Genomic DNA, 13,731 nt, shown 5'->3' with positions numbered 1-13,731 from the left:
ACGATAGCGGCAGGGCGCAACCGCGTCAGCCCCGCCGCTACAGCGCCAGGTAACGCTGCCGCTCGTACGGGGTGACCTCGCGGCGGTACTGCTCCCACTCGGCCCGCTTGTTGCGCAGGAAGAAGTCGAAGACGTGCTCGCCGAGCACCTCGGCGACCAGCTCGGACTCGGCCATCACGTCGATCGCCTCGGCCAGGTTCTCCGGCAGCGCCTCGTAGCCCATCGCACGCCGTTCCGCGCTGGTCAGCGCCCAGACGTCGTCCTCGGCGCCGGGCGGCAGCTCGTACCCCTCCTCGATGCCCTTCAGGCCGGCACCGAGCAGCACCGCGAAGGCGAGGTACGGGTTGGTCGCCGAGTCCAGCGAGCGGACCTCGACCCGGGCCGAGTTGGGCTTGCCGTACGCGGGCACGCGGACCAGCGCGGACCGGTTGAGGTGACCCCAGCAGACGTACGCCGGGCTCTCGGTGATGCGGTCCGGCAGGTGCTGCGGGAAGAGCCGCTTGTACGAGTTGACCCACTGGTTGGTGACCGCCGTGTACTCCCGGGCGTGCACCAGCAGGCCGGCGATGAACGACTTCGCCACCTTGGAGAGCTTCATCGGGTCGCCGGAGTCGTGGAAGGCGTTGCGCTCCCCCTCGAACAGCGACAGGTGGGTGTGCATGCCACTGCCCGGCTGGTCGGTGAAGGGCTTCGGCATGAAGCTGGCCTGCACGCCGGTGGAGAGCGCCACCTCCTTGACCACGTGCCGGAAGGTCATGATGTTGTCGGCGGTGGTCAGCGCGTCGGCGTAGCGCAGGTCGATCTCCTGCTGGCCGGGGGCGACCTCGTGGTGGCTGAACTCCACCGAGATGCCGATGCGCTCCAGCGCCAGCACGCCCTGACGGCGGAAGTCGCGGGCCACCGCGTGGGTGGTGTGCTCGAAGTAGCCGCCGGTGTCGACCGGGGTGGGCAGCGAGCCGTCCTGCGGGCCGTTCTCCAGCAGGAAGAACTCGATCTCCGGGTGGGTGTAGAAGGTGAAGCCCTTCTCGGCGGCCTTGGACAGGGCCCGGCGCAGCACGTGCCGGGGGTCGGCCCAGGAGGGCCCGCCGTCGGGCAGCAGGATGTCGCAGAACATCCGGGCGCTCTCGCCGCTGACCCCGCCCTCGAACGGGAAGACCTGGAAGGTGGTCGGGTCGGGCATGGCCACCATGTCCGATTCGAAGACCCGGGCGAAGCCCTCGATCGCCGAGCCGTCGAAGCCGATGCCCTCCTCGAAGGCGGCCTCCAGCTCCGCTGGCGCCACCGAGACGCTCTTGAGCGTGCCCAGCACGTCGGTGAACCACAGCCGGACGAACCGGATGTCCCGCTCTTCCAGCGTCCGGAGGACGAACTCCTGCTGACGGTCCACTTCCCCAACCCCTCGCGACACTCATTTGTCCGCATTGGCCGGGCTGCACCCGGCCTGATCGCCCAGTCTTCCCGGGCCTGGTTACGCAGACGTTACGCGAACCGCCGCCGGCCGTCCCCTCACCTCCCGCCCCACAGGCGTGCGCCCTGCCGTCGAAGAACCCCGTGCCCTGCTGCTCGGGGGGCCCGCGGCCGCACCGCCCGGCGGACGCGTCCGTCGCAGCGTGGCGGCCATCTCGTCCGAGGGGTGGGATTCAGCCGCCGAGGCTGGGGCAAGATGAGGACATGCCCACCCTGCGTCTCGCCCTGTCCCAGGTCAACCCGAGCGTCGGCGACATCGCCGGCAACGCCGACCTGGTCCGCAGCTGGACTCGCCAGGCCGCCGATGCCGGCGCCCAGTTGGTGCTCTTCCCGGAGCTGATGCTGACCGGTTACCCGGTCGAGGACCTGGTCTTCCGGCGCTCCTTCGTGGCCGCGTCCCGGGCCGCCGTGGAGCGGCTCGCGGCCGACCTCGCCACCGACGGGCTCGGCGACGTGCCGGTCGTGGTCGGCTACCTGGACGCCGACGGGCCGCCGCAGGTCAGTGGGGACGCCGAGCCGGGCCGGGGGGCCCGTAACGCCGCCGCGCTGCTGCACAGGGGCACCGTCGCCGCCCGCTACTTCAAGCACCACCTGCCCAACTACGGCGTCTTCGACGAGGACCGCTACTTCGTCTCCGGGGACGCGCTGACCGTGGTGCGGATCGGCGGGGTGGACGTCGCGCTGACCATCTGCGAGGACCTGTGGCAGGCCGGGGGCCCGTTCGCCGCCGCCCGGCGCGCGGGCGTCGGCCTCGTGGTCAACATCAACGGCTCGCCGTACGAGCTGAACAAGGACGACATCCGGCTGCCGCTGGTGCGCCGCCGGGCCGCCGAGGCGGGTGCCGCCATCGCGTACGTGAACATGATCGGCGGCCAGGACGAACTGGTCTTCGAGGGTGACTCGATGATCGTCAGCGCGGACGGTGACCTGCTCACCCGGGCTCCCCAGTTCGTCGAGCACCTGCTCGTGCACGACGTCGACCTGCCGACCGCCACCGACCTGCCGACCGGCGAGTCCGTCGCGGACGGCATGCGGATCGTCCGCAGCACCCTCGACGGGATTCCGGCCGCGCCGACCGGCCCGGCCGCCACCGGCGGTCTGATCGAGCCGGTGGCCGACGAGGCCGAGGTGTGGCAGGCGCTGGTCCTCGGTCTGCGCGACTACGTCAACAAGAACCGGTTCCCGTCGGTGGTCCTCGGTCTCTCCGGCGGCATCGACTCGGCGGTGGTGGCCGCGTTGGCCGTCGACGCCCTCGGACCGGACCGGGTGGTCGGAGTGTCGCTGCCCAGCCAGCACTCCTCCGAGCACTCCCGGGAGGACGCCGCGGACCTGGCCAAGCGCACCGGCCTGGACTACCGGGTCGAACCGATCCAGCCGATGGTGGACGGGTTCCTGGCCAACCTGTCGCTGTCCGGCCTGGCCGTGGAGAATCTGCAGGCCCGGGTTCGTGGCGTGATCCTGATGGCGCTGTCGAACCAGGAGGGCCACCTGGTGCTGACCACCGGCAACAAGAGTGAGCTGGCGGTCGGCTACTCCACCCTGTACGGCGACTCGGTGGGCGGCTTCAACCCGGTCAAGGACGTCTGGAAGACGTTGATCTGGCGACTCGCCAAGTGGCGCAACACCGACGCGGCCCGGCGCGGCGAGACCCCGCCGATCCCGGAGAACTCGATCGGGAAGCCGCCGAGCGCCGAGCTGAGCCCGGGGCAGCTCGACAGCGACAGCCTGCCCGAGTACGACGTGCTGGACCCGATCCTGATCGGCTACGTCGACGGCGACCTCGGCCGCGACGGGCTGGTCGAGTCGGGCCACGACCCGGCGGTGGTGGACAAGGTGCTGCGGCTGGTGGATACCGCCGAGTACAAGCGACGGCAGTCCGCGCCGGGCACGAAGATCTCGATGAAGGCGTTCGGTCGGGACCGCCGTCTGCCGATCACCAACCGGTGGCGCGAGCGCGGCTGAGCCGTACACCGTGGGGTGTCGGGTCGGTGGCACGACCCGACACCGCCCCGCGGCACTGCCCGCGACGGCCTCGCGGCTCTGCCGCCGACGGCCTCGCGTCGCGGTGGAGTGACATCTTGCACTGGGCCCTGCCATCGCCCCGTCTCGCGGTGCGACGATCGCGACTGAACCCGGGGACCGCGCACGCGGCCTCGAGGAAGGGAGACAGAGATGGTGGAGTCCACTCCGAACGAGGTGACCGCGCTCTACGGGGGCCCGGCCACCCGACGGGTCCGCACCCGGGACCTGATCGCCGCCAAGGAACGCGGTGAGCGGTGGCCGATGCTCACCTCGTACGACCAGTACACGGCGTCGATCTTCGACCAGGCCGGCGTCCCGGTGCTGCTGGTCGGCGACTCGGCCGCGAACAACGTGTTCGGCTACGAGACGACCCTGCCGATCACCGCCGACGAGCTGCTTCCGCTGGTGCGGGCCGTGGTGCGGGCGACCCGGCAGTCGCTGATCGTGGGTGACCTGCCGTTCGGCTCCTACGAGGAGGGGCCCGGCCAGGCGCTGCGCACCGCCGTCCGGTTCATGAAGGAGGGCGGCTGCCACGCGGTGAAGCTGGAGGGTGGCCGTCGCTGCGCCGCGCAGATCGCCGCGATCGTCGGCGCCGGCATTCCGGTGATGGCGCACATCGGCTTCACCCCGCAGAGCGAACACACCCTGGGCGGCTACCGCGTGCAGGGCCGGGGCGACGCCGCCGACGAGGTGCTCGCCGACGCACGGGCGGTGGCGGAGGCGGGCGCGTTCGCGGTGGTGCTGGAGATGGTGCCCGGCGAGGTGGCCAAGCGGATCACCAACGAGCTGCCGGTCCCGACGGTGGGCATCGGCGCCGGCCCGGACACCGACGCGCAGGTGCTGGTCTGGCAGGACATGGCCGGCCTGCGCACCGGGAAGACGCCACGCTTCGTCAAGCGGTACGCGGACCTGGCCGGGGCCCTCACCGACGCCACCCGCCGTTTCGCCGACGAGGTCCGGGGTGGCGAGTTCCCCGCCGCCGAACACACCTTCTAGTCCAGCAGGAGCCGTGATCGACTCGGGTTCGCCGATGTCGGGGTATCCCCGGCACCGGGACACCGCGATATCACCGAACCCGAGTGGATCACGGCGATCGTCGGACCGGGAACCCGGTCAGACGTCGGTGACGCGGATGCCGGCGTGTGCCTTGTAGCGCTTGTTGATGGCGATCAGGTTGGCGGTGAACGCCTCGACCTGGTGGGCGTTGCGCAGCCGACCGGCGTAGATGCCGCGCATCCCCGGGATCCGGGCGGCGAGCGCACCCACGATGCCGACGAGTTCGCGGTCCTCGGTGCAGATCAGCACGTCCAGGTCGATCCGGTCGACCTCCGGGTCGGCCAGCAGCGGGGCGCTGACGTGGTTGAACGCCGCGCAGACCCGGGAGTCGGGCAGGAGCGCGGCGGCCTGCTGCACGGCGCTGCCCTCGGCGACGGTCAGCGCGTACGGGCCCTGCTTGTCGAAGCCGAGCGGGTTGACGCAGTCGACGACGATCCGACCGGCGAGCGGCTCGGCGAGGGCGGCGACGGTGGCGGCGTGCCCGTCCCACGGCACCGCGATGATCACCACGTCGCTGCGCCGGGCCACCTCGTCGTTGGCCGCGCCGGTGACACCGGCGTCGGCCGGCACGCCCGGCAGCGCGGCGATCTCGGCGGCGGACTCGGCGGCCCGCTCCGCGTTGCGGGAACCGATCAGCACCGTCTGCCCGGCCCGCGCGAACCGGTAGGCCAGGCCCCGCCCCTGGTCGCCGGTGCCACCGATGATGCCGACCGTCAGCCCGGACACGTCGGGGAGCGTGCTCGCGTCGTATGCCATGCGGTCATCCTCGCAAACCGTCCGGCCCGGCACCGCGTCAGGCCGTCGAGGTCAGGCCGGCTCGGGCGGCTCGGACCGTCCGGCCCGGCACCGCGTCAGGCCGTCGAGGTCAGGCCGGCTCGGGCCCTCCGGCCCGCAAGCGCGTCAGGCCGCCGCCGGACGGCTCGGTCAGGCCAACTCGAACAGGACGGTGCGGGCCGCCGGGTCGGCGGTGACCAGGCGGACCCGGACCCGTTCGCCGAGCGGCAGTCGCCCGAGGCAGCGGGCGCGTACCGGCGGCTCGTCCAGGGCCACGGTGCCGCCCGGCGGTCGGGGACGGGACCGACCGTTGGGCGGGGCGTCGACGTCGAGGACCGCCGCGTCGAAGGTTTCGCCCACCCGGTGCTCCAACACCGCGGCCTCGGCCAGGTCGACCGCGCCCCGGGCCGCCGCCGAGGCGGTCCGGTCGGTGCTCGCCATCACCTCCGGCAGCCGGGGCAACGCGGCACGGAGCCAGTCGGGCACCGGCCGGTCCTCGTGCAGCGCCAGGCAGACCTCGGTGGCGTACCGGTCGGCCAGGCGTCGCAACGGCGCCGTGACGTGGGCGTACGCGGCTGCCACACCGCCGTGCTCCGGCTGCTCCGGCACCGTCCCGTCGAAGGCGGTGTACGCGGCACCGCGCATCAACTCGGCCGCCTGGTCGATGAAAGCGGCGGCGCGCGGCTGGGCGGGGTCCAGACCGGCGATCACCTGACCCGGGCCCATCTCCTCCGGCCAGTGCACGCCCAGCGGTGCGGCGGCGGCCCGTAGCCGCTGCACCGCCTCCGGCTTGGGAGCCGGCATGGTCCGCAGCAACCCGATGCGGCCGGCCAGCATGATGTCGGCGGCGGCCATCCCGGTCAGCAGGGAGATCTGGGCGTTGTGCTCCTCCATGGGCACCGGCGCGCGCAGCACCAGCCGCCAGCCCTCGCCGTCGGGTTCCAGGTCCTGCTCGGGCAGCGGCAGGTTGATCGCGCCGCGACGCAACCCACGGGCGGTCAACAGGTCGCCGATCTCCGGCAACAGCGCGATCGGGTCGGGTAGTCGACCGGCCTCGGCCGCCGCCTGCACCCCGGCGTAGTCGAGTTTGGCGCGGCTGCGGACCATGGCGCGTTCCAGTTCGACAGCCACGGTGCCGCCGTCGGCGTCCAGGTCGATCGTCCAGATCACCGCGGCCCGGTCGTCGTCGGGCAGCAGACTGGCGGCGCCCTCGCTGAGGGTGTGGGGGTGCAGCGGCACGTTCCCGTCGGGCAGGTAGATCGTCTGCCCCCGCCGCCAGGTCTCCGCCTCCAACGCGCCGCCCGGCCTGACGTGCGCGGCGACGTCGGCGATCGCGTACCGCACCCGGTAACCCCCACCGGGACGGCGGGCGAGGTGCATCGCCTGGTCCAGGTCCCGGGAGGTCGCCGGGTCGACGGTGACGAACGGTACGTCGGTGCGGTCGACGGGCGGACGAGGCGGCGCGCCCGCCGCCTCGTCCGCCTCACGCTGGGCGTCGGGCGGGAACTCCTCGGGCAGGCCGAGTTCGCGGCGCAGCGCGCCGAAGTCGATGCGGGGCGCGAGTACGCGTCGGATGACCACGGGTCAATCCTGACAGCGCCGCCGGTGATCCGCTTCCGGTGACCGGCCGAGATGTCCGCGGCCCGCTCAGCCGGTGGCCTTCCGGGCGGTGCTGCGCGTACCCCGGGGGGCGGTGGCGCGGGCGGCGACCGGGCGGGCCGGTGACTTGCGGGCGGTGACCTTGCGGGCCGGGGCCTTGGCGGCGACGGTCCTCTTCGCCGGTGCCTTCTTCGCCGCCGCCTTGCGCGCGGTCGTCGATGAGGTGCCGGTCACCTTTGCGGCGGGGGCCTTCTTCGCCGGGGCCTTGCGAGCGCCACCGCTGGGTCGGGTGGACGCGGCCTTCTTCGCCGGGGCCTTCTTGACGGCGGCCTTCGTGACGGCCGTCTTCTTCGCCGCCGTCTTCTTGACGGCGGACGCCTTCGCCGCCGTCTTCCGCGCCGGTGCCTTCGCCGCTGTCGCGGTCTTCCGCGCCGGTGCCTTGGCCGCGGTGGCGGTCTTGCGGGCCGGCGCCTTCGCCGCGGTGGCGGTCTTGCGGGCCGGCGCCTTCGCCGCGGTCGCGGTCTTCCGCGCCGTTGCCCTCGTCGCGGTGGCGGTCTTGCGGGCCGGCGCCTTCGCCGCGGCGGTGGTCTTCTTCGCCGCCGAGGTGGTGGTCCTCTTCGCGGCGCTCACCGTCTTCTTCGCGGCACCGGTGGTCTTCTTCGCCGTACCCGTCGTCTTCTTCGCGGCGGCGGTGGTCTTCTTCGCGGTCGCGGTGCTCTTGCGCGTCGCGGGCCGCGTCGAGGGCCGCGACGCGGCGGCGGTGGAGGTGCGAGATGCCGGGGCCCGCTTCGCCGCGGCCGTCGTCGTGCGGGTCGTGGTCTTCTTCGCCGGGGCCTTCTTGGCCGTGCTCGTCGTGGTGGTCCTGCTCGTCGTGGTGGCCTTCTTCGCGGGGGCCTTCTTGGCCGCCGTGGTGGTCTTCTTGGCCGGGGCACGCCCCGCGCCGCCGGCCGCCTTGCGCGCCGGGGCCTTCGCCGCCGTCGCACCCGCGGTGGACTTGCGGACGGGGGTGGTCCGGCTCGCCGCCGTGTTCCGCTCCGCCGCGGCGGTCTTCTTCGCGGTGGTACGTCGGGCAGTCGGACGGGTGGTGGCCTGCTGTGCTTCGGCCATCGTGGTTCCCTCCTCGGGGACGTGCTCTCGCGTGCGTCGCGGAGCACGAAATGCCTCGGCGCGAGCCGTCCCGCGCCGCCTATCTGTCCTCCCCGGCCCAACGAGCGTCCTCGGCATCCCACGCCTCGTTCCGCTCCTGCACTCGTTGCAGGGCGTTCTCCGCGTCGGCCGCCGAGTCGTACGGGCCGAGTACGTGCTTCGCCGGACACACGTCGGCGTCCGTCTCGACCCGGTGATGCCGGGTGCACCAGTAGAACTGCCCACCACGTCCGCTGTCGCTCATGGGAATCACTGTGCACCGCGATCCGGCCGGCCGCCACCGGATCGCACAAGTCGCCGACCCTCTCCACAGTAGATATGCAGGGCGTTCGTCGGGCCGGAACAGCAAAAGAAGCCCAGGCCGGGACACTTTTCCCACCGCCGACCTTCGGCTGAACGGCCAGTTCCGGCGTACGACGTACCTGGTGCAGGATCGTCCCCGTGATCAACACGGTGACCGGTACGGGGGCGTGCCCGGGGTGTGGGGCCACGACGAGATCCGTACGCGACGCCGTGCCCTGGTGCCCCAGTTGCGAGTGGAATCTGAACACATACGACCCGGTGCGGCGGGAACGCGAGTTCGGCTGGACCTGGGTCGACAGGTGGACCTACCGGATGGCGTTCCGGGCGACCACGCGGCAGTTCACCGAGTTGGCCGGGCGACCGCTGGGCGCCAACGGGTCCAATCGCGCCCGAACGCTTACCGCGTTGGTGTCCCTGGTGCTCGTCGCGGGGGTGCTCGCGCTCGCGGTGACCGGTGTGTGGCTGACCGTGGCGTTTCCGTTTCCCAACCTGGCGATCCTGCCCGGTGTCGTGATGGTGGGTCTGGCGATCGCGCTGCGGCCTCGCTTCGGTCGGCTCGACCCGGACCTGGAGGTGCTCTCCCGGGACCGGGCACCGGAGTTGTTCGCGCTGATCGACGAGGTGACCACCGTGATCGGGGCGCCGACGCCCGACGTGGTCGGCGTCGACGGCGAGCTCAACGCGTACGCGGGCGCGGTCGGCCTGCGGCGACGAAAGGTGCTGTGCCTCGGGCTGCCGCTGTGGGGTTCGCTCACCGCCGGTGAGCGGGTGGCGTTGCTCGGCCACGAGTTGGGCCACTTCGTCAACGGTGACCCGCGTCGGGGCCTGCTCACGCAGCCCGCGTTCACCATGCTCGGCTCCGCGGCGGACCTGTTCCGGCCGGTGCAGACCGGCGGCGGTGGTGGGCTGGTGGAGATGGTGGGCGACGCGCTGGGTCGGGCGTTCCAGTGGGTGGTGTCCCGGGTGCTGTTCGTCGGTCACCTGGTGTTGGTGAGTGTGGCGCTGCGGGACAGCCAACGGGCCGAGTACCTCGCCGACGAACTCTCCGCCCGGGTGGCCGGTTCGGCTGGCGCGACCGAGTTGCTCGACGCGTTGCTCAGCGCAGAGTCGATGGCGCTGGCGGTGCGCCGGGAGACCCGGGCGGGGCACGGCCCGGACCGGTGGCGTTCGGCGTTGGCCGAGGCCCGCGCCGCGAACGCCGATCGGCTGCCGCTGCTGCGCCAACTGTCGGTCCGCGACGAGGCGTCGCTGTTCGCCGCCCACCCGCCGACCGGACTGCGTCGCCGGATGCTCACCGACCGACAGTGGCAGGACCCCTCGGTGGTGCTCACCGAGGCCCGCATGGAACAGATCGACGCCGAGCTCGTCCGGGAGTACGAGCGCTTCCGCCGTACCGTCAGCTGGTCGGCCTGATCCCCGACGTGCCGTGACGGGGCGGCGCCGGCCGGTGGGGTCGTGCCTATGATCGCCGGATGGGAACACCGGACTACATCGTGGGCATGCGCAAGCATGTCGGGCACGACCTGCTCTGGCTGCCCAGCGTGAGCGCGGTGGTCCGCAACGACGCCGGTGAGCTGCTGCTCGGTCAGCGGGCCGACGACGGCCGCTGGTCGGTGATCAGTGGTTTCGTCGAGCCGGGCGAACAGCCGGCCGCCGCGCTGGTCCGTGAGGTGCGGGAGGAGACCGGTCTGGAGGTCGCGCCGGTGCGGTTGTCCAGCGCCGTCTCGCACCCGCACACCTATCCCAACGGGGACCGCTGCGAATACCTGAACCTGGGCTTCCTGTGCCGGCTGGTGTCCGGCACCGCCCGGGTCAACGACGACGAGTCGTTGGCCGTCGGGTGGTTCCCGGTGGACCGGCTGCCCGAGTTGGACAAGCACGCCCTGCTGGTCCTCGCCTACGCGCTGCGCGAGAACCAGGTCGCCGGTTACCTGGAGCCGGGCACCACCTGGGACGACGTACCCGACTGAGGTTCACACCGGGGTCGCCGCGAGGGCGACCTGCTCGGCGGGGGCCGACCGGGCCGCCCGGATGGTGTACGCGAGCGCGTAGGGCGAGCAGGCCAGATAGAACATCGGCTCCACGAGCACCTCGTCGGCGATCAGGAAGATCTTCCAACGGGTCGGCCGGGGCAGGCCGAAGTTCCAGTCGGTCAGGCAGGAGAAGAGCCACAGCGGTGCCGAGATCCGGTCGACGGAGTCTCCCGCCGTGGCCTCGATCACGGGGCCGGAGCCGGGCATGTCGTCGGGGTCGAGGGTGTACCCGGCCAGGGCCATGACCGCACCGATGGGGAGCACCACCCCGAGCGCGATTCGCAGCGGACCGCCGAGCGCGGTGTGCCGGGCCCAGCGTGCGGCGTGCACCGCGAGGAGCACCGCCGATCCGGTGGTCAACAGCGACCAGAGCGGCAGTTGCACCTGAGGCGGCGGCCCATTCGCGGCGCAGGTCGTCGCGGACGTCGACCGACCAGCGGCGGGCGGCCAGCTCCAACAGCAACTCGGCGACCCGTCGGCTCACCATGCCGGCGCTCCGGTCGGCTCGGTGCCGCCCCACGATGGACGGCCGTCGGGGATCGCGGCTCGCAGGTCGGCTAGCGCCTGCCGGGCCCGCGTCACCCCGACGGCGGTGAGCCGGTAGTAGCGGCGGGCCGGCCGACCGGCCGCGACGGGGTCGATCTCCTCCCAGTCGGCGGCCAGCCAGCCGGCCTCGGTGAGCCGGTGCAGCACCGGGTAGAGGGTGCCGCTGGGCAGGTCGGTCATGCGCATCAGGTCCAGCCCGTAGCGCTGCGCGTCGGGTTCGGCGAGCAGCGCCGCGAGCACCTTGGCCACCGGAATGGTCATCCGCATCCGACCACTGTATCGGAACTCTACATAGGGGTGGGTACCCGTTCGACGGGAATCCACAGCTCGGCGTCCGCCTCGGTGCCGTCCGCGGAGACCCGGACCCGGGAGATCTCCGGTCCGGGTCGGCTGCGGTACGGGTTGGACGGGAACCACTGGGTGAACACGTCCCGCCACAGGAACTGCACCGCCTGGGGGAACGCGCCCGAGGTGGTGAACACCGCCCAGGTGCCCGCCGCCACCGGCAGCGCATCCAGGTCCTCCGGCGGTACGGCACCGGTCACCACTCCGTGCCAGTAGTCCAACTCGGTGCCCTCGGCCCGACTGTCGGCGAGGTTGTCACTGACGTTGACGATCCCCTTCGGCTCCTGGTCGGAGAGCGCCTCGATCCGCTCGGTCGTCTCCTGGTCGATGCCCTTGATGAACGCCACGATCGCCGGGTTCATCCCCTCGTGCACCAGCGGCACCCGAGCCTTGCGCCCCACCAGCGCGAACGCGTCCTTGTCGACGATCCGGTACTCCATACTGCCGCTCCCTTCGACGGTGAGTCGGAAGGACATCCGGGGCTGGGCACGCAGCGCCGCCCCCGTACGCCGAGCCTCTCCGGGCCCCACGCCGTGCACGGCGTGGAACGCCCGGGCGAACGCCTCGGTCGACCCGTAGCCGTAGTGCACCGCGACGTCGAGCAACGTCCGCTCCCCCGCCAGCACGTCCGCCCCGGCGACGGTGAGCCGACGCCGACGGATGTACTCCGACAGCGGCATCCCGGCCAGCGCGGAGAACAGCCGCCGGAAGTGGTACTCCGACGTCAGCGCGATCCGCGCCAGCTCGGCCACCTCGATCTTCCGGTCGAGGTGCCGCTCGATGTACGTCATGGCTTCGTTGAGCCGCTCCAGCACCAGGATCTCCTTCCCTTTCCAGCAGCCACGCTAGGCGGGAGGGCAGGTGGTCGACCCGACATCCGGTGCCCACATCGGTCGGGTCGACCCGGCGCGCCGGTCCCGCTAGCGGGGTGGCTGTTGCATGATCCAGGTGGGTACCGGCTCCGACAGCGTGCCCAGCACCTCCCAGCCGGCCCGGCGGTACAGGTCGACGTTGCCCGGGTTGCTGGTCTCCAGGATCGCCGGAAGCCCCTCGGCGGCGGCGCGATCCAACCCGGCCCGCATGACGGCCCGGCCCCAGCCGCGTCCGGCGCTGTCCGGGTGGGTGCCCAGCACACCGAGATACCAGAACGGGTACGTCGGCAGGGCGGCGTGCATCGTGTCGTCGTAGCCCTGGACCCGGGCCCGCACGTCGGCCGGGTAGGGAGCGTCCGTCGGCGACCCGTGCGCGGCAGCCGGTTGCCCGGCCGGCGGGTCCCAGAGGGCGACCGACGCGCCGCCGCCGATCGTCCAGATGGACGACAGGTGCACCCGCTTGTCGAAGAGGTTCCCGAAGAAGGTGGCGGCGTATCGCGGGTAGGTGTCGTCGTCGGGGAAGAGGTGGCGCAGGATGGGATCCTTCACGAACGCGGCGACCAGGCAATCGACAACCGCCTCGCGGTCTGCCGGGGTGGCGATGGTGATCTCGGGCGTCGTCATGAGATTGACGATATTGCAGGCCGAGCGGCCCCACCGACCCCGGCGCGGGACGGCAGACTCGTCGCATGAGCATCGATGACTACCGTCAGCACTCCCCGTACAGCGATCCCGGTCGGCACGCCGCGCTGCTCGACGCCGTCCCAGCCGACATCGCCTCGGTGGCGGCCACCGTCCGCAATGTGATCGTCCACTACCGCGCCGGTGGGGTCGAGTTGCCCCCCGACCGGCTCGAAGAGGTCAACTGTCGCTGGGTGGACCGCATCCTCGACACCGACCAGTCCCGCTTCCCGCTGCCCCTGGCCGCCGAGCGGCCGGCCGTGGACCGGGTGGCCGGCTGCTGCCGGGACCACACGCTGCTCTCCGTCGCGGTGCTGCGTCAGCACGGCATTCCCAGCCGCAGCCGGGTCGGTTTCGCCTCGTACTTCGCTCCCGACTGGCACCACGACCACGTGCTGGTGGAGTACTGGAACGGCCACCGGTGGGTCTGGGCCGACCCGGAGCTCGACCCGGCCGGTGACTGGGGGTTCGACGGTTACGACATCGACCCGAAGGCCGGGCTGTTCGACTCGGCGGCGCGGGTGTGGTCGGCGTTCCGGGCCGGGACGATCGACCCCGACCGCTACGGCGTCAGCCCGGAGCTTCCGTTCCGAGGCGACTGGTTCATCCACGACTACGTCCTGATCGAACTGGCCCATCGGCAGAAGGACGAGTTGCTGCTCTGGGACGGCTTCGGTGCGATGACCGAGGATCTCGCCACCGCCGACCTCACGCTGGTGGACGAGATCGCCGCGTTGCTGCTCGCCGCCGACGACGGGGACGAGGCGGCGGAGAAGGCCCTCGCCGACCGGTACGCCGGCGACGCCCGGCTCCGTCCCGGGCCGCGGGTGCACTGCCTGTCGCCGGTCTCCGACACGGTCAGCGTCGACCTGCGTCGCTGAGCGGCC

Annotated in this window: 14 protein-coding genes; 5 read left to right on the top strand and 9 right to left on the bottom strand. The window is 72.2% G+C overall.

Translation table 11 applies throughout. The features are described 5' to 3' along the window. Positions 1-37 precede the first annotated feature (37 nt). Complete coding sequence (glnA, locus tag O7617_RS20375; protein ID WP_282257423.1) at positions 38-1,387, bottom strand: type I glutamate--ammonia ligase; 1,350 nt, start codon at positions 1,385-1,387, stop codon at positions 38-40. 284 nt (positions 1,388-1,671) lie between these two features. On the opposite strand from glnA, the gene O7617_RS20370 reads away from it, so the two are divergent. Together O7617_RS20370 and panB are read left to right on the top strand one after the other, a co-directional pair. Continuing rightward, positions 1,672-3,429, top strand: coding sequence for an NAD+ synthase (locus O7617_RS20370; RefSeq protein ID WP_282257421.1), 1,758 nt, complete (start codon positions 1,672-1,674; stop codon positions 3,427-3,429). 210 nt (positions 3,430-3,639) lie between these two features. Next, positions 3,640-4,485: a 3-methyl-2-oxobutanoate hydroxymethyltransferase gene (gene panB, locus O7617_RS20365; protein ID WP_282257419.1), complete on the top strand. Its 846-nt coding sequence runs from the start codon at positions 3,640-3,642 to the stop codon at positions 4,483-4,485. A gap of 117 nt (positions 4,486-4,602) precedes the next feature. Here the strand turns inward: panB and npdG are convergent, their stop codons facing one another. From npdG to O7617_RS20345, 4 genes are all read right to left on the bottom strand, one after another. Next, complete coding sequence (npdG, locus tag O7617_RS20360; RefSeq protein ID WP_282257417.1) at positions 4,603-5,301, bottom strand: NADPH-dependent F420 reductase; 699 nt, start codon at positions 5,299-5,301, stop codon at positions 4,603-4,605. A gap of 168 nt (positions 5,302-5,469) precedes the next feature. Further along, the gene (locus O7617_RS20355; protein ID WP_282257415.1) at positions 5,470-6,900 is read right to left on the bottom strand and encodes an RNB domain-containing ribonuclease; all 1,431 of its coding nucleotides are present in this window, start codon (positions 6,898-6,900) and stop codon (positions 5,470-5,472) included. A gap of 66 nt (positions 6,901-6,966) precedes the next feature. Beyond that, on the bottom strand, positions 6,967-8,025 hold the full coding sequence (locus O7617_RS20350) for a hypothetical protein (RefSeq protein WP_282257414.1): 1,059 nt from the start codon (positions 8,023-8,025) through the stop codon (positions 6,967-6,969). A 79-nt stretch (positions 8,026-8,104) separates the two neighbouring features. After that, the gene (locus O7617_RS20345) at positions 8,105-8,308 is read right to left on the bottom strand and encodes a hypothetical protein (protein WP_109820768.1); all 204 of its coding nucleotides are present in this window, start codon (positions 8,306-8,308) and stop codon (positions 8,105-8,107) included. 317 nt (positions 8,309-8,625) lie between these two features. Here O7617_RS20345 and O7617_RS20340 point away from each other — a divergent pair, with 317 nt between their 5' ends. Both O7617_RS20340 and O7617_RS20335 read left to right on the top strand, forming a co-directional pair. Then, entirely contained in the window at positions 8,626-9,780 is a 1,155-nt protein-coding gene (locus O7617_RS20340) for a M48 family metallopeptidase (protein WP_282257413.1), read from the top strand. A gap of 59 nt (positions 9,781-9,839) precedes the next feature. Then, positions 9,840-10,337 carry an NUDIX domain-containing protein gene (locus O7617_RS20335; RefSeq protein ID WP_269682966.1) on the top strand — a complete coding sequence of 166 codons (498 nt, stop codon included), beginning with the start codon at positions 9,840-9,842 and terminating at the stop codon, positions 10,335-10,337. A gap of 3 nt (positions 10,338-10,340) precedes the next feature. On the opposite strand, the gene O7617_RS20330 is transcribed toward O7617_RS20335, so the two are convergent. From O7617_RS20330 to O7617_RS20315, 4 genes are all read right to left on the bottom strand, one after another. Further along, positions 10,341-10,784 (bottom strand): hypothetical protein, encoded by a 444-nt coding sequence (locus O7617_RS20330; protein ID WP_282257411.1) that lies wholly within the window; start codon positions 10,782-10,784, stop codon positions 10,341-10,343. Positions 10,785-10,880: 96 nt separating this feature from the next. Next, positions 10,881-11,213 (bottom strand): PadR family transcriptional regulator, encoded by a 333-nt coding sequence (locus tag O7617_RS20325; RefSeq protein WP_282257410.1) that lies wholly within the window; start codon positions 11,211-11,213, stop codon positions 10,881-10,883. Positions 11,214-11,233: 20 nt separating this feature from the next. Next, positions 11,234-12,106, bottom strand: coding sequence for an AraC family transcriptional regulator (locus O7617_RS20320; RefSeq protein WP_282257409.1), 873 nt, complete (start codon positions 12,104-12,106; stop codon positions 11,234-11,236). A gap of 105 nt (positions 12,107-12,211) precedes the next feature. Beyond that, a complete protein-coding gene (locus tag O7617_RS20315; RefSeq protein ID WP_282257408.1) occupies positions 12,212-12,787 on the bottom strand; it encodes a GNAT family N-acetyltransferase in 576 nt (191 codons plus the stop codon). 65 nt (positions 12,788-12,852) lie between these two features. Between O7617_RS20315 and O7617_RS20310 the strand changes: the two genes are divergently transcribed. Continuing rightward, a complete protein-coding gene (locus O7617_RS20310) occupies positions 12,853-13,725 on the top strand; it encodes a transglutaminase domain-containing protein (RefSeq protein WP_282257407.1) in 873 nt (290 codons plus the stop codon). Positions 13,726-13,731: the final 6 nt, after the last annotated feature.

The organism is Micromonospora sp. WMMD1155 (genome assembly GCF_029581275.1).
In the GTDB taxonomy this organism is placed as follows: Bacteria; Actinomycetota; Actinomycetes; order Mycobacteriales; family Micromonosporaceae; genus Micromonospora.
This window is presented reverse-complemented; position numbering and strand designations above follow the sequence as displayed.